The organism is Pantoea sp. Mb-10 (genome assembly GCF_021272205.1).
GTDB lineage: Bacteria > Pseudomonadota > Gammaproteobacteria > Enterobacterales > Enterobacteriaceae > Pantoea.
This window is the reverse complement of sequence record NZ_JAJSDX010000001.1, coordinates 516181-536115: the sequence shown is the minus strand read 5'-3', so window position 1 is coordinate 536115 and position 19935 is coordinate 516181. Positions and strand designations below refer to the sequence as shown.

Below are 19935 nucleotides of genomic sequence, written 5' to 3'. Positions count from 1 at the left end.
AGTCGACTCACAGGTTGGAAATCATGTTGCAATCGGTCATGGTAGCCGACGAGGATTAATTAGCAAAATAATCAATGCGACTGCTGTTGCAGAAGCAGTCACCAGGCAAAGGTGATATACTTGCGCGCCTCGGATGCGGTGGACCTCTGTTCAACCCGCAATATATGATCTTACCAGCTAAGTGCCACTGCTTTTAGCACTTATTTGGCCAACAAAGCTGTGTCGCCATGAAGTTTATCATCAAGCTCTTCCCTGAAATCACCATCAAAAGTCAGTCGGTGCGCCTGCGCTTTATCAAAATTTTGACCGGCAATATTCGTAACACCTTACGCACCGTCGACGACGAGATCGCCGTGGTACGCCACTGGGATCACATTGAAGTGCGCAGCAAAAAAGAAGCGCTGCGCGACACCCTCGCGGAAGAGCTCACGCGTATCCCCGGTATTCACCACGTGCTGGCGGTTGAAGATCGGGTGTATACCGATATGCACGACATTTTTGAGCAGACGCTGGCGCTGAACCGCGAGCGCCTGGTGGGGAAAAGTTTTCGCGTGCGCGTGAAGCGTCGCGGTAAGCATAGCTTCAGCTCCACCGACGTCGAACGCTACGTCGGCGGCGGCCTGAACCAGCATATTGAGAGCGCGCGCGTACAGCTTACGCATCCCGATGAGACCGTTAACCTTGAGATCGAGGACGATCGCCTGCTGCTGATCACGCAGCGCTACGAAGGGTTGGGTGGCTTCCCTATCGGGACGCAGGAAGACGTTCTGTCGCTGATCTCCGGTGGTTTTGACTCCGGTGTGTCCAGCTATATGCTCATGCGCCGCGGCTGCCGTGTGCATTACTGCTTCTTTAACCTGGGCGGCGCAGCCCATGAAATCGGTGTGCGCCAGGTGGCCCACTATCTGTGGCAGCGGTTTGGCCGATCGCACCGCGTGCGTTTTGTCGCCATCAATTTTGAACCGGTCGTCGGGGAGATTTTGGAAAAGGTCGACGACGGCCAAATGGGCGTGGTGCTGAAGCGCATGATGGTGCGCGCGGCCTCTCAGGTGGCGGAGCGTTACGGTGTACAGGCGCTGGTCACCGGTGAAGCGCTGGGTCAGGTGTCCAGCCAGACGCTGACCAACCTGCGCCTGATCGATAACGCGTCGGATACGCTGATTCTGCGCCCGCTGATCTCACACGATAAAGAGCACATCATCGATCTGGCGCGCGCCATTGGTACCGAGGATTTTGCCCGCACGATGCCGGAATATTGCGGCGTAATTTCCAAAAGTCCGACGGTGAAAGCCGTTAAAGCCAAAATCGAAGCGGAAGAGCAGAACTTCGATTTTTCGATACTCGATCGCATGGTGCAGGAAGCCACCAATGTGGATATCCGCGAAATCGCCGAAGCCACCCAGGAAGAAGTGGTTGAGATTGAAACCGTAGACGCCTTCCAGCTTAACGACGTGGTACTGGATATTCGTGCGATAGATGAGCAGGAAGAGAAGCCGCTGGCGCTGGAAGGCGTGGAGGTGAAGTCCCTGCCATTTTATAAATTAGGCACGCAGTTTGGCGATCTCGATCAGAGTAAAACCTGGCTACTGTACTGCGACCGCGGCGTGATGAGCCGCTTGCAGGCGCTCTATCTGCATGAGCAGGGCTTCAAAAACGTCAAGGTTTATCGTCCGTAAACCGCGCGCGTAACGTGCAAAGGCGGCCCGATGGCCGCCTTTTTCATGCGTTTCGCTCTTCGAACTCTTGATAGTTATAGATGCCAGCGGCCAGCACCAGCTGCGAGGCGACGTCCCGCGCCTTCTCTTTATCGACCAGCAGATCAATCAGCTTCAGGGCAAAATCGATCGCCGTGCCAGGCCCTTGACTGGTGAGGAGATTGACGCGGGGATCCCAGACCACACGGCGTTCCATCCATTTGGCATCAGGAATGGTCTCTTTCAGGCTGGGAAAGCCGGTCATATTTCCCACCGGGAAGAGATCGTGTGGCACCAGCACCGTACCCGGCGCGGCACAAATAGCGGCAACGATTTTCCCGGCCAAGCTAAACTGCCGCACGGTCTCGACCAGTAACGTGCTGTCGCGGAAGGTTTCCGCGCCTTTCAGGCCGCCGGGCAGCACGATGGCGTCGAAGTCGTCATCGGCAACGTTCACCAGCGCGGCATCCGCCAGGAGACGCACGCCGCGCGAGCAAACAATCTCACGCGATCCATCACTTTCGACGCTTGCCGTCGTGACGTGCAGTCCAGCGCGGACCAGCAGATCAATCGTGGTAACCGCCTCGATCTCTTCACTGCCATGTGCCAGGCAAACCAGAACCGATGCGTTCGCGCTCATAATGAAACTCCTTGCGTTTAATAAAATCGTACAGGCGGGTGTTTTCCGGTAGCGCTATGCCTTGCGCGCGGGCGCGCTGCAGTAAATAGCCGGTAATGTAGTCAATTTCGCTTTGTCGCCGCGCACGCACGTCCTGCAGCATGGAGGAGACGTTATCGGCGGTGTTGTCGATCACGTCATACACCACATTGCGCAGGTTATCGACGGCAATGTGCTGCCCCTCGCGCTCCATGATCCAGGCAATCTCCTGGCAAAGCGTATCGATTTGTTCAGGCCAGGCGCGTAGCGCACCATTATGACAATCGTGCTCCACCGTCAGCGGATTGATCACACAGTTGACCGCCAGCTTTAGCCAGCTGGCTGGCATAATATTGTCGTGCCAGGCCACATCGGGTAGCGCCTGATGCAGCACATCCGCCATAGCGCTCAGGCCAGCTGCGCTGCGGCTGGCCGGACCGATATGAGTGATGCCATAAGCGACGTGTTTTATCACCGTGCCATCGTGCATGGCCGCGTGCGTGGTCAAACCGCGCAACAGCGGCTGCGGCAGATCGCGCAGTTCATCCTGCGTACCCATACCGTTGTGCAGCAGCAAAATCGGGGTGGCGTCGGGCAGAACGCTTTGCAGGTTTTTCACCGCCTGTGAAACCTGGGGCGCTTTTAGCGTGACCAGCAGCAGCTGACTTTGCGCCAGGAACAGCGGATCGTTAGCAATGAAAGTGTCATTGCTCATCTGACTTTGCGGATCGATCACGTTCACTGAACAATAGGGCTGAGGGACGCGAAGCCATCCCTGCACCTCATGCCCTTGCCTGGCCAGCGCGGCGAGCCAAATCTGACCCAAGGCGCCGCAGCCCAACACGGTAATTTTCATCCAGCCTCCCGCCCGCGGGTTAGTATTGTCACACCGTCATTATAGCTTTCCGCGTACCCTGTTTAATTAGCGCGGTAAGATGCGTATTATGCATGTCACTTTAGTATCAGGAGAAGAAAAGATGCCATCTTTCGATATCGTTTCCGAAGTTGAACTGTCGGAAGTTCGTAATGCGGTGGAAAATGCTAACCGCGAAGTGTCCTCGCGTTTTGACTTCCGCAACGTCACCGCCAGCATTGAACTCAACGAAAAAAACGAAACCATTAAGGTCAGCAGCGAATCGGATTTCCAGGTGAAGCAGCTGGTGGATATTCTGCGTGAGAAGCTGCTGAAACGCGGCATTGAGGGCGCGGCCCTTGAGGTGCCAGAAGAGATTGTGCACAGTGGAAAAAACTGGAGCGTCGAAGCCAAACTTAAAAAAGGCATCGAGGCGGACGTCGCTAAAAAACTGGTGAAGCTGATCAAAGACAGCAAGCTTAAAGTGCAGACGCAAATTCAGGGTGAAGAGCTACGCGTGACCGGTAAATCACGCGACGACCTGCAAGGCGCGATGGCGCTGGTACGCGGTGGCAATCTTGGCCAGCCGTTCCAGTTCAAAAACTTCCGCGATTAACCCCGTCTCTTTACCGCTTACCGCGCGCAGCTCGACGATAAAGCGTGCTGCGCGCGATGCCTAACGCCCGAGCGGTTTGTGAAATATTGCCGTTAAAACGCTGCAGCGTTTCAGCAATAAGCCTGTCGTCGTGATGCTGCCTGCCTAACGTGGGGGCTGCCACAGCGGAACGGTATTCGGCTGGCAGATGCTGTTCCGTCAAGCGTTCTCCCTCGTCCGCCAAGGCCAGCAGCACGCGTAACACGCTGCGCAGTTGCCGCACATTACCCGGCCACGGCTGCGCGGCCAGCGCGTCCAGTAACGACGGCGCGAGCGTAATGCATCGCGACGCTCCGCCCAGCTCCCGCCAAAGTGCCTGAATGAATCGCTGCGGATGGGGCCACACGCGCAGCGGTGGCAGCGTCAAGGAGAACTCTTGCAGTCGATAAAGCAGATCTTCGCGAAACGCGCCTGCGGAGACACGCTGTGATAAATCACGGTGGGTTGCGCAGATCACGGCAAAATTAACCGGCCAGCGTTGCGTGGAACCCAGTGGCGCCACCTCTTTTTCCTGCAGCACGCGCAGCAGTCGCGTTTGCAGCGCCAGCGGCATATCGCCAATTTCATCCAGAAACAGCACGCCGCCATCGGCTTCACGGATTTTACCGATATAACCCTGTTTACTGGCCCCGGTGAACGCGCCAGCCTGGTAGCCAAACAGCTCTGATTCAATCAGAGTTTCCGGGAGCGCCGCGCAGTTGATGGCCACGAATTTCCCCGTGCGCCAGCGGCTCTGTTGATGCAGGGCGCGGCTTACATGCTCTTTGCCGCTGCCGGTTTCACCGTGAATACATAAGGACACGCCCGCGTTTAACAGACGCACCAGTTTTTCCTCCTCGTAAGGCGGCGTAAAAGGCGGTTCTGCGGGCAAGGGCGGTACAGACAGCATCAGGCGTTCGGGCGCGCGCAGCCGAAAATAATAGCGCTGCTGGTGATAATTTACCGGCAAGGGCAGGCGGCTCGCCTGCTGCGGCAACGCCGGGAAAAGCTGTTGGAACGAGATCGTGCCCACTTGATCGGGCTTTAGCGCTAGCGCGCGCATAGCAAGGCGATTAGCGGCGGTGAGCAGGTTATCAGAAAACACCAGCAGCAACTCCTCGCGGGTATCAATCCCTGCCGGATCGGCGTGCAGGCTCATTAGCCACTGCTGCGGGTGCAAGCTCTGCTTGATCCACAGATATTCAATTTGCTGCGCAGCGACCTTAACCCATTTCAGCGTATGCGGATGGGAAAAGTGCGCCGGCCCAGAGATATCCACTACCCCCGCGATTTGCCCATTCGGCATTTGCAGCGGCATGGCCGCGCAGTAGAGCGCCTGATTGGCCGTTAAATAGTGCTGTCTCCCTTCAATCTCGCAGCACTCATCGATTGCCAGAGCGGTGCCGATGGCATTGGTGCCGCGCCCGCATTCACTCCAGAGATTACCGGGAGCCAGCGCGTGGCGCTGCGCCTTCTCCAGGGAGGGCAGATCGCCTGCGGTGTTCAGCACCAAGCCAGAAGCATCCGTCAATATCACCACTGCCTGCTTTTCCCGCAGCTGTTGCGTCAACTGCTTAATCACCGGCTGGGCAAATTGCTGTAGGGCATGATTGTTGACCAGCGCATCGGCCAGTTCGCTCTGCCGCAGGCGAGGAAAATCATCGGCGGTGCGGTCAAGGCCATATAGCTGGCTGCGGAACCAAGAGTCGCTGAGAAACGGGCTAGAAGCGGTGACAGACGCAACGCGATTTTCCTGCATAACGGACCTCATGACGAGTAATCAGTGTTGCAGCATTGTAGCCATTTGGTTTTTAGCGTGTTGCGAACTGCAACACACCTGCAGCTTTTAATGGGTAGCGTCAGTCAGCGCTACGCGAAGCTTTTGCGTTAACTCACTGAATAACAATCTTAAATTCCTTAATGTCGTCACGAAAGCAAGGTTGGCACACCGCCTGCAAATACGTTGTCGACGACCGCACCCACGCGGACGGAAAAACTGATAATAACTGACCCTACGGCAAGGAGTTTACAATGCGTTATGCTCATCCCGGCACCCCTGGCGCGCTTGTGTCATTTCAGGCACGTTACGGCAACTACATTGGCGGTCGGTTCATTGCTCCGCTGAGCGGTGAATATTTTACCAACATCTCGCCCGTTGACGGCAGCGAGATCGCCCAATTTCCGCGCTCTGACGCGCGCGACATCGATCTGGCTCTGGATGCCGCTCACCAGGCGGCTGAGGCATGGGGTAAAACCAGCGCGCAGTATCGTGCGACTCTGCTGTTGCAGGTCGCTGACCGCATGCAGGCGCAGCTTGAAATGCTGGCGGTGGCGGAAAGCTGGGACAACGGTAAGCCGATTCGCGAAACGCTGAACGCCGATTTACCGCTGGCCATCGATCATTTTCGCTATTTCGCAGGCTGCTTGCGTGCGCAAGAGGGCAGCGCGGCGGAGATTGATGAGACCACGGTGGCTTATCATTTCCACGAGCCGCTTGGCGTGGTGGGACAAATTATCCCCTGGAATTTTCCCCTGCTGATGGCCGCGTGGAAGCTGGCGCCTGCGCTGGCCGCCGGTAACTGCGTGGTCATGAAACCTGCAGAGCAGACGCCGCTGGCCATCACGCTGCTGATGACGCTTATCGGCGATCTGTTTCCGGCGGGTGTAGTGAACATTGTGCAGGGATTTGGCCGGGAAGCCGGTGAAGCGCTGGCAACCAGCAAGCGTATCGCCAAAATTGCTTTTACCGGCTCCACGCCGGTGGGGCGTCACATTATGGCCTGCGCGGCTGAAAACATCATTCCCTGTACCGTCGAGCTAGGCGGCAAGTCACCGAACATCTATTTTGCTGATGTAATGGACGGCGAACCGGAATTTATCGACAAAGCGGTTGAAGGGCTAGTGCTGGGCTTTTTCAATCAGGGCGAAGTGTGCACCTGTCCGTCGCGGGCACTGATTCACGAATCCATTTATGCGCCATTTATGGCGCGCGTCATGGCGAAAGTGGCGGCGATCCGCCGGGGCGATCCGCTGGATACCGATACCATGATCGGGGCGCAGGCGTCACGCCAACAGTTCGATAAAATTCTCTCTTACATCACCATCGCGCGGGAAGAGGGCGGCGAGATTTTAACCGGCGGTGACCGCGCTAGCATGGCGCACGAACTTGAACAGGGCTTCTATATTCAGCCGACTTTGATCAAGGGCACGAATACGATGCGCTGCTTCCAGGAGGAGATTTTTGGACCGGTGATTGGCGTAACTACCTTCAAAGATGAGGCAGAAGCGCTGGCTATCGCCAACGAGACGCAGTTTGGGCTTGGGGCCGGCGTGTGGACGCGCGATACTAACCTCGCTTATCGCATGGGGCGCGGTATCAAGGCGGGGCGGGTGTGGACGAATTGCTATCACATTTATCCGGCGCACGCGGCTTTTGGCGGTTATAAGCAGTCAGGCGTGGGACGTGAAACGCACAAAATGGCGCTCAGCGCCTACCAGCAAACCAAAAACCTGCTGGTGAGTTACAGTACCGCGCCTTTGGGCTTGTTCTGAATTCCCATCCGTGTAAATGGAGCGTGAAAGATGACGATGCAGATTAAAACCAGCATGAAAGCCGCCGTGGTAAAAGCGTTCGGCCAACCGTTGGTGATTGAAGACGTGCCAGTGCCGCAGGTCGGCGCAGGGCAAATTTTGGTGAAAATCAGCGCCACCGGCGTGTGCCATACCGATTTACATGCCGCAGAAGGGGATTGGCCGGTTAAACCCTCTCCACCGTTTATTCCCGGTCATGAAGGTGTGGGCCAAGTGGTCGCAATAGGCGAAGGGGTCAAGCATTTGAAACTCGGCGATCGCGTTGGCGTTCCGTGGCTCTATTCCGCCTGTGGCCACTGTGAGCACTGCCTTGATAGCTGGGAAACGCTCTGCTTATCCCAGCAGAACGCGGGCTATTCAGTAAACGGCAGCTTTGCAGAATACTGTCTGGCGGATGCCAACTACGTCGGGATTATTCCTGACAACCTCAGCGATACCGAAATCGCCCCGGTATTGTGTGCAGGCGTCACCGTTTACAAAGGATTGAAAATGACCGACACCAAACCAGGCGACTGGGTGGTGATTTCTGGCATCGGCGGTCTCGGCCATATGGCTATTCAATACGCGGTCGCAATGGGGTTGAACGTGGCGGCGGTAGATATTGATGACGACAAATTGGCCTTTGCAAAACGCCTCGGGGCAAGCGTGGTGGCGAACGCCAGTCAGGGCGATCCGGCCAGTGCGTTCCATGCGCAGTTTGGCGGTGCCAAAGGGGTGCTGGTCACCGCTGTTTCGCCGAAAGCGTTTGAGCAGGCCATCGGCATGCTGCGTCGTGGCGGCACCATGGTGCTAAACGGCCTGCCGCCGGGGAAATTCGATCTGTCGATTTTCGATATGGTGCTGGATGGGATCACCGTGCGCGGTTCCATCGTAGGTACGCGAAAAGATCTGCAAGAGGCGCTGGATTTTGCCGCGCGGCATAAGGTGAAAGCGAATGTTGCGGTCGAGCCGCTGAGCAACATCAACGATATCTTTGCGCGTATGCACGCCGGGAAAATTGAAGGGCGCATTGTTATTGATATGTCCCTGTAAAGCACAAGGGCATCCCCGGGGACGCCCTTAACTTAACTGCTGGCCAGCAGCGCTTCCAGTTCAACGCGGCTGGTCACTTTGCTGTCGATTTTTATGTAGGCGCTTTTCTCTTCCGGCACGATAAATACCGAACTGACGCCCGGTTGCGCCTTGAGCCGCTTTTCAAGGTTCGGGACTGCCAGCACCGCATCGCTCAAGACCAGACGTAGACTACTGACATAGGGCGGTTCCTGCATCGACATGGCCACAAACAGCCAAGCCGCGGCCACGATGGCCCCCACTAAAAATACCGTTTGTGCATCGAAATGACCGAAAATCCAGCCGCCGATGCTGCCGCCAATCGCCACGCCAAGAAACTGGCTGGTGGAGTAAATGCCCATGGCGGTGCCTTTATAGCCCGCAGGCGATTCCTTACTGATCAGCGAAGGTAAGATGGCTTCCATGACGTTGAAGGCGAGGAAGAAAAGCTGCACGCCAATCACCAAAGTCCAAAAATGACCTGCCGCGCCCCACAGCACGATTTCAGCGATAATGATCAGCGCCACGCAGCTGACAAACACCCGCTTCATACGACGTTTCACTTCGGCGTAAATAATCACCGGTACCACGGCAACAAAGGCAACGAGCATGGTGACTAAATAAATTTTCCAGTGCTGAGCGGGGGGGAAGCCTGCCTGTTCAAACTGGCCGGGCAGCGCCACAAAGCTCGACATCAGCAACACATGCAGGCACAAAATTCCGACGTTAAGTTTGAGTAATTTGGGATTGGCTAACACCGCGCGAATACTGCCTTTGACCATGCCAGATTCACGGTTCAACACATGCCCAGGCGCACGCGGGACGACCAACAAGGTGATGACGATGCCCAGCGTGGCCAAGATCGCAATCATCCAGAACAGCGCATGAAGACCCAATGCATGGGTGACGATCGGGCCAATTACCATGGCAATGGCGAAAGTGACCCCAAAGCTGATGCCGATAAACGCCATGGCCTTTGTGCGATTTTGCTCGCGCGTGAGATCGGAGAGCAGTGCCATCACGGCAGCGGCAATGGCCCCCGAGCCCTGCAGCGCGCGCCCTAAAATTACGCCCCAGATGGACGTTGTCATGGCAGCGATAATGCTGCCCAGTACAAACAGCAGGAGCCCGCCTACGATCAGTGGCTTGCGGCCTACGCGATCTGACAGCAGTCCGAAGGGAATCTGAAAAATGGCCTGCGCCAAGCCGTAAATGCCGATCGCGAGGCCAATTAAGGTTTCACTGGCGCCCTGCAACGCCATACCGTAAGTCGTTAATACCGGTAGAACCATAAACATTCCCAGCATACGCAGGGAAAAAACGGTGCCTAAACCCCATGTAGCACGCAGCTCTACTGGCGTCATTTTATTGTCGTTCATTCCAACCTCTGTAAGTTTGTGCCGTCAGACGTCCCATTGCAGCTGTGCGGAGTGAGCGCTCTGAAATCCTGTGCTGAATCGATGCAAGGATAATCGCGCACGACCCTTCGCCTGCAACGCGGATGATTGTGGGCATCAACCTCTATTTTATTGAGCAGGGCAGGGCGGGTAAAACAATTGTTCTTAAGCAGTGGTAACAAAAAGAAAGGGCGCGAAATTCGCGCCCTTTCAGCTGGTTACGGTGTTGGATTTACCAAACGTAAGTCAGTAAGTCTTTTGATGCTGGCGTCATGAAGTCAACTGACATCATCACGCTCAGGGCAGTGATGGCAACAATGGAGAACACGAACAGTTTACGCGCCCAAACTTTGTCGTTTGAGGTTTTGTAACCTGACAGTGCCATTCCAAGCCACCACACGCTAACCGCGGCTGCAACCACCAGATACTTGTACCCGGCGTAGCCGCCGAGCGTCAGCATCAGCGTGGCAATCATAAACGCCAAAATATAGAGCGTAATATGATTTTTCGCGACCGAGATGCCTTTCACCACCGGCAGAACCGGGATGTTAGCCGCTTGGTAATCTTTAAAGCGGAAGATGGCAATCGCATAGGAGTGCGGCATCTGCCACAGGCTAAAGATAGCCAGCAGGATCAGGGCGCCCGCGTCGAACTGATTGGTGACTGCACAATAGCCAATCACCGGCGGAGCCGCACCTGACAGGCTGCCAATCAGCGTGCCGTAGACTGAATTACGCTTCATGTAGAGGCTGTAAATGCCGACATACACGACGAAGCCCATTACCGCCAGCCACATGGCCAGCGGATTCGCACCGAAATACAGCAGCGCAAAGCCAGCAATACCCAATGCGGTTGCATAAACCAGGCTTACTTTCGCCGAGATCAGGCCTTTGACCAGAACACGGTTCCGCGTTCTCTCCATTTTGATGTCAATATCACGGTCAATCACGTTGTTGAAAACACAACCTGACGCGACCACCAGTGATACGCCTACCAGTGAATAGAGAAACAGGGGGTAATCAATGCTGCCTTTTGAAGCCAGCAGGAATCCACCGATCACAGAAATTAAATTGCCGAAAATAATTCCTGGTTTTGTTACTTGCAGGTATTGCTTAATCATTACGCGTGACTCTTTAGTGGGCCATCATGTTGTAGTTGAGGTTCCACATAATCCACAGTGAGCCTACGACCACAATCAGAATGATGACTGCGGAGAAGACAATGGCCACCATGTTCCAGCCACCCTCTGATTTGCTGTCCAAATGCAGGAAGTAGACCAGGTGAACCAGCACCTGAACCACTGCGCACACCAGAACAACACCCAAAATGGTGCCGTGTGAGGCGCTGCCATCCATTACCATCCAGAACGGGATTGCCGTCAGGATGATAGAGAGGATGAAGCCGATCATGTAGGACTTCACGCTACCGTGAGATGCGCCATGTTCGTTAACAGAATGACTCATTACATGGCCCCCATCAGATAGACAACGGTGAATACGCAGATCCAAACCACATCCAGGAAGTGCCAGAACAGGCTCAGGCACATGATGCGAGTGCGGTTAGTGGCACTCAGTCCACGTTTTGCAATCTGGAACATCAGTACAGCCATCCACACCAGACCAGAGGTCACGTGCAGACCGTGCGTACCAACCAGCGTAAAGAACCCGGACAGGAAGCCGCTACGGTTTGGACCGAAGCCTTCCGCGATCAGGTGATGGAACTCATAGATCTCCATCCCGATAAATCCGGCACCAAACAGGAAGGTCAGCGCCAACCAGCTGATGACTGAACCTTTGTTCTGGTTGTTCATTGCAATCACTGCCATACCATAGGTAATGGAGCTCAACAGCAGCAATGCGGTTTCAACCAGCACAAACGGCAGTTCAAAGATGTCTTTACCTGCCGGGCCACCGGCAGTGTTGTTAACCATAACTGCATAGGTCGCAAACAGGGTTGCGAAGATAATGCAGTCACTCATCAGGTAGATCCAGAAGCCAAAGACTTTATTGGCGCCTGCATCGTGATGCCCATGCTCCGCATGGGCGTCGTGGTGGTGATTAGTCACAGTTTCAGTTGGCATTATTTCAGACCTGCTTTGCTGATTTCATCAAAGTGCTTCTTCTCAATCTTCTCAATTTCAGCAACTGGAACGTAGTAATCCACGTCTTCATCGAAGCTCTTCACAATCCAGGTCACAATCGTGCCCAGGAAGGTGAGGCCTGCCAGCCACCAAATGTGCCAGATCAGAGCGAAACCAAAGACCGTCATGAAGGCAGCGATAACAATGGCCGCGCCGCTGTTTTTCGGCATATGAATTTCTTCATATTTTTCTGGCTGCTTGTACGCTTCGCCTTTCTCTTTCATTTCCCAGAACGCATCACGCTCGTGGATTTGAGGGATAACCGCGAAGTTATAGAACGGTGGTGGTGAAGAGGTTGCCCACTCCAGCGTACGACCGCCCCACGGGTCACCGGTCAGGTCACGGTTCTGCTCACGATCGCGCACAGAAACATAGAACTGAATCAGCTGGCAGAGGATACCGCAAGCAATCAGCGCCGCACCGACTGCCGCAACAACCAGCAGAGAGTGGAACTGCGGATCAATGTCTTGGCTCAGACGACGCGTCATACCCATAAAGCCCAGTGCGTACAGCGGCATAAAGGCAACAAAGAAGCCGATAATCCAGAACCAGAATGCGCGTTTGCCCCAGGTTTCGTTCAGCGTGAAACCAAACGCTTTCGGGAACCAGTAGGTCACGCCAGCCATACAACCGAATACCACACCACCGATAATAACGTTATGGAAGTGAGCAATCAGGAACAGACTGTTGTGCAGCACGAAGTCCGCACCCGGAACCGCCAGCAGAACGCCGGTCATACCACCAACAGAGAAGGTCACCAGGAAGCCAATGGTCCACAGCATCGCTGAGTTGAACTCAATACGACCCTGATACATGGTGAACAGCCAGTTGAAGATTTTTACGCCGGTTGGGATGGCGATAATCATCGTCATGATACCGAAGAAGGCGTTTACGTTGGCACCCGCACCCATGGTGAAGAAGTGGTGCAGCCAAACAATGAACGACAGTACGGTGATGGCGATGGTTGCCCATACCAGTGAGGTGTAACCAAACAGACGCTTTTTCGAGAAGGTCGCAGTGACTTCAGAGAAGACACCAAAGACCGGCAGAACGAGGATGTACACTTCCGGGTGACCCCAGACCCAAATCAGGTTGACGTACATCATCATGTTACCGCCCATTTCATTGGTAAAGAAATGGAAGTCGAGGTAACGGTCAAGCGTCAACAGCGCCAGCGTAACAGTCAGAACCGGGAACGCCGCGATGATCAGGACGTTAGTACACAGCGCCGCCCAGGTAAATACCGGCATTTTGAACAGGTCCATGCCCGGAGCACGCATCTTCAGAATGGTTACGAAGAAGTTGATACCGGTCAGGGTTGTACCAATGCCCGAGAGCTGGAGGCTCCAAATCCAGTAGTCGACCCCGACACCCGGACTGTACTCCGCGCCTGAAAGCGGTGGATAAGCCAGCCAGCCGGTCTGTGCGAACTCGCCCACGCCCAGAGACAGGTTAACCAGAATCACACCGATAGCGGTAAACCAGAAGCTCAGGTTGTTAAGGAAAGGGAACGCAACGTCGCGGGCACCGATTTGCAACGGAACCGCAATGTTCATCAGACCAACCACGAAAGGCATCGCCACGAAGAAGATCATAATCACGCCGTGGGCGGTGAAGATCTGATCGTAGTGGTGGGGCGGTAGAATGCCCGCTTCCCCGGCGGAAGCCATGACTTGTTGAGTACGCATCATCACCGCATCGGCAAAGCCGCGCAGTAACATGACAAATGCCATGATGATGTACATGATACCCAGTTTTTTATGGTCGATGGAGGTCAGCCATTCAGACCACAGATACTGCCATTTACCAAAATAGGTAATAGCAGCAACCAGCGCCAGACCACCAATGATGATACCGGCGACCGTAACCATGATAATCGGTTCATGGTAGGGCACTGCATCCAGTGTTAATTTTCCGAACATCGTATTATTCCTCGGCTCCCGCAGCAGCGGCGTGATTCATGTCCATGCCTTTATGTTCTGACATGTCCATTTTCCCGTGGCTCATCATGAACTTATCAATAACCTGCTTGAACAGTTCAGGATTAGCAGTTGAGAAATATTCTACCGGGTGATTCTCGCTAGGCGCTGCCAGCTTTTCGAAATCATCCATGGTAGTCAGCGTGTTAGGTGCCGCTTTAACTTTGGCAACCCACTGCTGGAATTCCGCATCGTCTTTGGTAGCAATGGCTTTGAACTTCATGCCAGAGAAACCACGACCACTGAAGTTGGCTGAGATACCGTCGAACGTTCCTGGCTCATTGGCGATGAGGTGCAGTTTAGTCTGCATGCCCGCCATGGCGTAGATCTGGCTGCCGAGCGTAGGAATGAAGAAGGAGTTCATCACAGAGTTAGACGTGATTTTGAAGTTCACTGGCGTATTTGCCGGGAAGGCAATCTGGTTGACGGTTGCAATACCCTGTTCTGGGTAAATGAACAGCCATTTCCAGTCCAGCGCCACAACGTCGATCTCAACCGGTTTAACGTCAGAGGCCAGCGGTTTGCTTGGCTCCAGCGCGTGGGTTGATTTCCAGGTCAGCACACCCAAGAAGAGAATGATCAGGATCGGAATGGTCCAGACCACGGCTTCCACTTTATTAGAGTGTGACCAGTTGGGGCTATACTTCGCGTCGGTATTGGTTGCCCGATATTTCCAGGCAAACACAACAGCCATCAAGACTGCGGGAATAACGACGATCATCATCAAGCCAAATGCTGTCAGAATGAGTGAACGTTGCTCCAGTGCAATCTGTCCCTTGGGATTTAACAACGCACTATCACAGCCGCTGAGTAATACAGCGCCTGCGATTAATGACAAAATCCCCAAACTTTTATTGTATTTCATGAGTCTCATTTAACGACCTCAATGACAAAGGGCTCTATTGTCGTTTAAGTGTGCGCGCATTTTACGGGAAGGTTTATGCAGTGTAAACCAGCTTAAGGATGTGTCAGATGGCTGTTGACACCTTTTGCTAAGGGTGTCACACATGTTGCGCAAGGTGATAAATTATCAGGTGGGACAAGCAGTTGGCGTCAATATAACAAAAACAGATGATAAAACCGTATAGAAATCAGGGAAAGCATAAACGGTACTTTTATTGCTCACTTCATTAACAATTGCGCATCATTTACATCATGACTTTTAAACAAACTAATTGCGCACCGGATTTAAATATCAGCAGGGATGTTAATTTAATGTTTCTATTTCGCGATAAAAAAAATGCTATCGCACGCTGAATGTTTCCACGATATTTTTCCGCCGCCATGGACCGCGAAAAATAATCATTCGCTGACGTCAGAACCTGCCTGTTTTTTTAACGCCAGACAATCAAGAATGACCCCCAGCATAACGGCAATTAATGCAAAAACGAGTCCCGTTTCAAACAGCAGCGGGAGAAGGCGTTCGCCCTGCCAGTACTTCAGGATATGCATCATTAAGGCAATCAGCCAGAGCCCAATAAACACGCCGCCCAAACTGAAAAGTCGGACCGTCCAGCGGTAACCCGTGGCCCATAAAGTACGCGGTGTAAATTCGCCACGCAGCTGTAGCGTGTTCAACGTGCTGCGACAAACCCATAAAAGCAGTAAACCCGGTAAACCGGCCACCACGGTGAAGGCATAAAAAGTGGGCCAACCCCACAGTTCCACCAGCCAACCCGCCGCTGGGCCAACATAGACGCGTCCAACGGCAGAAAGCGCGGACAGTAAGGCGAACTGAGTGGCCGAGAAGGATTTATTACAGAGCGCCATCAGCAACGCGACGAAAGCCGCCGTGCCCATGCCGCCGCAGAGATTTTCAATAAAGACGGCGCTGGCCATGCTCCATAAGTGCGGTGGCGTTATCGCCAGCAGCCAGTAAGCAAAGTTAGAAAAAGCCTGCAATAAGCCAAAAATCATTAATGCGCGAAAGAGCGAAAGGCGTTGCATTAACACGCCGCCGTAAAGCGCACCGACGATAGTGGCTATCAAACCAAGCGTTTTGTTGACCAGCCCTACGTCGCCCGCACTGAATCCCACGCCCCGAATCAGAAAGGTGGTGGTGAGAGAGGCGGCAAACGCATCACCGAGTTTGTACAAGATGATGAGCGTAATCAAAAGCCACGCATTATTGCGTTGGAAAAAGTCTTTGAGCGGGAACACAACGGCCTGGCGCAAAGAGTGAGGTTCACGCGCCGGCGCAGCGGGTTCTGTGGCGAGCAAGGTAGCAATAACGCCGGGCACCATGAGTAAGCCCATCAGCCAGTAAGTGGCCTGCCAACCAAGAAAGCGATCGGCCAACCATAATGCCAGCCCGCCTGAGATCAACATCGCCAGCCGATAGCCCAGTACCGTGATAGCAGCACCACTGCCGCGCTCCTCGGGCGGAAGAACATCGGTTTTCCAGGCATCAAAGACAATATCCTGCGAGGCAGACAAAAATGCCACCAGTACCGCCAGTGCTGCCAGCAGCGTAAGATCGCGAGCCGGCTGCATAAAACTCATTGCGATGATACCGGCAATCAACGCTAACTGCGTGAGCAATAGCCAGCCGCGTCGTCGACCAAGCAATGGCGGCGTATAGCGATCCATCATTGGTGACCACAAAAACTTAAACACATAGGCCTGACCCACCAGCGAAAAAAAGCCGATGGTTTTCAGATCAACATTTTCCACTGTCATCCACGCCTGAAGCGTTCCCGCAGTGAGCGCGAGCGGTAAGCCAGAAGCAAAGCCTAACAGCAGCAGCACCGCCGCGTTACGTTGGGTAAAAATGCGCAGATAGTGAGAAGACATAACGGACCTGAGATAAGGCCCGGCCAGCAGTGGCCGGGCAGAGGAGCGAGGACTTAATGAGCGTTTTGCTTGATGAAGTTATTCACGCTGGTGTCTTGCGCCATGTCAGAAATGACATCGCTCAAGGTGGCGTTGACCGCATCGGTGATTTTCGCGTTAGTCGCATTGAATGCGCCCTCTACGCTGTAAGTCTGGCGGTAATTTTTCACCTGCTTGTTACCGTTTTTGGCCGTTGCAATGATAGAGATATCCGCTTTCGTGGTAATGCTATAACGCACGTTGCCTTGCGTCACGTCCGCGTACAGCCCATTCACCACGATTTGCAGATCCACGGCGCCGTTCGGACCAATCATATAGCCGCGAGACGTCATCTGTTTTTCCAGCACTTCTTGCAGCAGGAAACGCAGATCGCGTGAAGGCGTCAGCGTAACCAGCTGACCATCACGGTTCACTTTCGCCAAAGCCTGATCGCTACGCTGGTCAGCCCCGTTAACGCTGATGGTCACGCCCATCAGGCCGGGATCTTGTGCAGGCAGTTGGATCTTGGGTTGGATATTTAAGGTCGTCGTGTTGCTGGCACAGCCGGCTAAGATGAAAGCAGCCAGCAGAGGGAATAACAGTTTTTTCAACATACTCGTTCTCGTTAGCTTATAGGTTGGTTTGCAAAACTGCGGCCATCATAGCACTGCGGCAACGTGAAAAAAGCCCTGGGCCGAGTGAAATTGATTGTAAAGGCTTTTTTCAGAGCAGAAGAAAGCATGCTGGCTTGACCTTGCGTTAACCGTCGTTAAGATGCGCTCCACATCAAGATTTTTTCCGCACACACTGCGGTTATGGTCGAAAACCAACTAAGATTTAGACAGATGGGCAGCGCGCTCGCCTTAACGAGGTGTCAAAAATGATTCGCGAACAAATAGAAGAAAAGCTGCGTAAAGCGTTCAATCCAGCGCATCTCGAAGTGCACGATGAGAGCTATCGGCATAACGTGCCTGCAGGGTCTGAAAGCCATTTTAAAGTCGTCATTGTCAGTGACCTGTTTACCGGCCAGCGTTTTCTCCAGCGTCATCGCAGTATTTATAGCGAATTGACGGCTGAGCTGGAAGGAACCGTACACGCGCTGGCGTTGCACACTTACACATCAAAAGAGTGGGAAGGTCTGCAAGATACCGTCTTAGCGTCGCCCAATTGTCGCGGAGCTGGCACGCTGGCGTAAATGCCAACGTTTTCTCTTCTAAAACGGCCTGCGGGCCGTTTTTTGTTGAATAAATTCCTGAGAAACGCGATCTGTGGCGCAGAAAAGCAGCAAAACCGGTAAAAAGTGGTGAGTTTGCAGCCTCGACTCGCCACAGCGATGCCGCTATAATGCTGCGTCTATTTTTCCGGAGTGTCTTCGGGGCGCTTCTGGTAACAGGGATTAGGTTCTGCCTACAGAGGCCGTCCCGAATGTTGGATACGGCGCATTGTTTATGTGTGGTGTCTGAAGTTGACCGAGCACGTGATTTTTTGAGGTAACAAGATGACAGTTTCAGTAGAAACCACTCAGGGTCTGGGCCGTCGCATTTCAATTACTGTCCCTGCGGACCAAATTGAAAGCGCAGTGAAGAAAGAACTGGTGGAAGTGGCTAAGAAAGTCCGTATCGACGGTTTCCGCAAAGGCAAAGTGCCCGCTCACATCATCAACCAGCGCTACGGTGCTTCTGTTCGTCAGGACGTGCTGGGTGAACTGATGACGCGCAACTTCGTTGACGCCATCATCAAAGAGAAAATCAATCCAGCGGGTGCGCCTAACTACGTGCCAGGTGAATATAAAGAAGGCGAAGATTTCACCTACGCGGTGGAGTTTGAAGTCTATCCAGAAGTTGAGCTGAAAGGCTTAGACGGGATCGAAGTTGAAAAGCCGGTGGTTGAAGTGACCGATGCTGACGTCGATGCCATGCTGGAAACCCTGCAGAAACAGCAGGCGACCTGGAAAGAAACGGATGCTGCTGCGACGGCTGAAGATCGCGCAACTATCGACTTTAGCGGTTCTGTTGACGGCGAAGAGTTTGAAGGCGGTAAAGCCTCTGATTTCGTACTGGCAATGGGCCAGGGGCGCATGATCCCTGGTTTTGAAGACGGTATTGTTGGCAAGAAAGCCGGCGAAACCTTCACCATTGATGTGAAATTCCCAGACGATTACCACGCGGAAAATCTGAAGGGTAAAGACGCCAAGTTCGAGATCGTGCTGAAGAAAGTTGAAACGCGCGAACTGCCTGAGCTGACCGAAGAGTTCATCAAGCGCTTCGGCGTTGAAGACGGTTCTGTTGCCGGCCTGCGTGCGGAAGTACGTAAGAACATGGAGCGCGAGCTCAAAGGCGCTATCCGTAACCGCGTGAAGTCTCAGGCAATTGACGGTTTGGTGAATGCCAACGAGATCGACGTTCCTGCGGCGCTGATCGACAGCGAAATCGATGTGCTGCGCCGTCAGGCTGCACAGCGTTTCGGCGGCAACGAGAAGCAAGCGCTAGAGCTGCCTCGTGAGCTGTTTGAAGAGCAGGCGAAGCGTCGTGTTGTCGTGGGTCTGCTGCTGGGTGAAGTCATCCGTATCAATGAGCTGAAAGCTGACGAAGCGCGCGTAAACGCGCTGATTGAAGAGATGGCTTCCGCTTACGAAGATCCTAAAGAAGTGATTGAGTTCTACAGCAAGAACGAAGAGCTGATGAACAATATGCGTAACGTTGCGCTGGAAGAACAAGCCGTTGAAGCGGTTCTTGCAAAAGCCAAAGTGACCGATAAAGCCACTAACTTCCAGGAACTGATGAACCAGACCTCAGCGGCCTGATTCATTCGTTAACCTTATGTGCCAAGCCCGCGATTGAAAAGTCGCGGGCTTTTTCTTTATCTGGCCTAATTAAGCAATTTAAGTCGCTATTTTGACTAATTAATCGCCAAATTGTTGAGTATGCTCTTTTTCCGTGTTAGCGAACGGACAAAAGGTTGTTATGCTTGAAACAACTGCGCAGCATCCCCAGATGAAGGGAGTACGCATGAAAACAGTGAAGCTGACTGATTAACCGTCCCGTATTGTCGGAGTGAGAAGCGCGCGCATAGTTTTCCTGCTGCGTCTCACGTAAAATCGGTACAGAATGTTGCCAATGAAATTTATC

At 53.7% G+C, this 19935-nt stretch carries 17 protein-coding genes; 6 read left to right on the top strand and 11 right to left on the bottom strand.

Annotated features, from left to right (window positions below; translation table 11 throughout):
- Positions 1–227 precede the first annotated feature (227 nt).
- Entirely contained in the window at positions 228–1676 is a 1449-nt protein-coding gene (thiI, locus tag LU196_RS02570) for a tRNA uracil 4-sulfurtransferase ThiI (protein ID WP_232758157.1), read from the top strand.
- A 43-nt stretch (positions 1677–1719) separates the two neighbouring features.
- Here the strand turns inward: thiI and yajL are convergent, their stop codons facing one another.
- Positions 1720–2334, bottom strand: a complete 615-nt coding sequence (yajL, locus tag LU196_RS02565) for a protein deglycase YajL (protein ID WP_232758156.1) — start codon at positions 2332–2334, stop codon at positions 1720–1722.
- Positions 2288–3208: a 2-dehydropantoate 2-reductase gene (panE, locus tag LU196_RS02560; RefSeq protein ID WP_232758155.1), complete on the bottom strand. Its 921-nt coding sequence runs from the start codon at positions 3206–3208 to the stop codon at positions 2288–2290. Before panE ends, yajL begins: the two co-directional genes overlap by 47 nt.
- 121 nt (positions 3209–3329) lie before the next feature.
- Here panE and LU196_RS02555 point away from each other — a divergent pair, with 121 nt between their 5' ends.
- Positions 3330–3821 (top strand): YajQ family cyclic di-GMP-binding protein, encoded by a 492-nt coding sequence (locus tag LU196_RS02555; RefSeq protein ID WP_232758154.1) that lies wholly within the window; start codon positions 3330–3332, stop codon positions 3819–3821.
- Between the two features lie 10 nt (positions 3822–3831).
- Here LU196_RS02555 and LU196_RS02550 read toward each other — a convergent pair whose 3' ends face one another.
- Positions 3832–5598, bottom strand: a complete 1767-nt coding sequence (locus tag LU196_RS02550; protein ID WP_232758153.1) for a sigma-54-dependent Fis family transcriptional regulator — start codon at positions 5596–5598, stop codon at positions 3832–3834.
- A 272-nt stretch (positions 5599–5870) separates the two neighbouring features.
- Here LU196_RS02550 and LU196_RS02545 point away from each other — a divergent pair, with 272 nt between their 5' ends.
- A complete protein-coding gene (locus LU196_RS02545) occupies positions 5871–7391 on the top strand; it encodes an aldehyde dehydrogenase family protein (RefSeq protein WP_232758152.1) in 1521 nt (506 codons plus the stop codon).
- Between the two features lie 30 nt (positions 7392–7421).
- Positions 7422–8462, top strand: a complete 1041-nt coding sequence (gene adhP / locus LU196_RS02540; RefSeq protein ID WP_370640957.1) for an alcohol dehydrogenase AdhP — start codon at positions 7422–7424, stop codon at positions 8460–8462.
- A 32-nt stretch (positions 8463–8494) separates the two neighbouring features.
- On the opposite strand, the gene LU196_RS02535 is transcribed toward adhP, so the two are convergent.
- From LU196_RS02535 to LU196_RS02500, 8 genes are all read right to left on the bottom strand, one after another.
- Positions 8495–9859 (bottom strand): MFS transporter, encoded by a 1365-nt coding sequence (locus LU196_RS02535; protein WP_232758151.1) that lies wholly within the window; start codon positions 9857–9859, stop codon positions 8495–8497.
- 250 nt (positions 9860–10109) lie between these two features.
- Complete coding sequence (gene cyoE / locus LU196_RS02530) at positions 10110–10997, bottom strand: heme o synthase (RefSeq protein WP_034828090.1); 888 nt, start codon at positions 10995–10997, stop codon at positions 10110–10112.
- Positions 10998–11010: 13 nt separating this feature from the next.
- Positions 11011–11340, bottom strand: coding sequence for a cytochrome o ubiquinol oxidase subunit IV (locus LU196_RS02525; protein WP_232758150.1), 330 nt, complete (start codon positions 11338–11340; stop codon positions 11011–11013).
- A complete protein-coding gene (locus tag LU196_RS02520; RefSeq protein WP_232758149.1) occupies positions 11340–11957 on the bottom strand; it encodes a cytochrome o ubiquinol oxidase subunit III in 618 nt (205 codons plus the stop codon). Before LU196_RS02520 ends, LU196_RS02525 begins: the two co-directional genes overlap by 1 nt.
- Entirely contained in the window at positions 11957–13939 is a 1983-nt protein-coding gene (gene cyoB, locus LU196_RS02515) for a cytochrome o ubiquinol oxidase subunit I (RefSeq protein ID WP_232758148.1), read from the bottom strand. The genes LU196_RS02520 and cyoB overlap by 1 nt, the downstream gene beginning before the upstream one ends.
- A gap of 4 nt (positions 13940–13943) precedes the next feature.
- Entirely contained in the window at positions 13944–14870 is a 927-nt protein-coding gene (cyoA, locus tag LU196_RS02510) for a cytochrome o ubiquinol oxidase subunit II (RefSeq protein WP_232758147.1), read from the bottom strand.
- 428 nt (positions 14871–15298) lie between these two features.
- Positions 15299–16789: a muropeptide MFS transporter AmpG gene (gene ampG / locus LU196_RS02505; RefSeq protein WP_232758146.1), complete on the bottom strand. Its 1491-nt coding sequence runs from the start codon at positions 16787–16789 to the stop codon at positions 15299–15301.
- A 53-nt stretch (positions 16790–16842) separates the two neighbouring features.
- Complete coding sequence (locus tag LU196_RS02500; RefSeq protein ID WP_232758145.1) at positions 16843–17421, bottom strand: lipoprotein; 579 nt, start codon at positions 17419–17421, stop codon at positions 16843–16845.
- Positions 17422–17687: 266 nt separating this feature from the next.
- Between LU196_RS02500 and bolA the strand changes: the two genes are divergently transcribed.
- Both bolA and tig read left to right on the top strand, forming a co-directional pair.
- On the top strand, positions 17688–18002 hold the full coding sequence (bolA, locus tag LU196_RS02495) for a transcriptional regulator BolA (RefSeq protein ID WP_232758144.1): 315 nt from the start codon (positions 17688–17690) through the stop codon (positions 18000–18002).
- Between the two features lie 303 nt (positions 18003–18305).
- Positions 18306–19610, top strand: coding sequence for a trigger factor (gene tig, locus LU196_RS02490; protein WP_232758143.1), 1305 nt, complete (start codon positions 18306–18308; stop codon positions 19608–19610).
- Positions 19611–19935 lie beyond the last annotated feature (325 nt).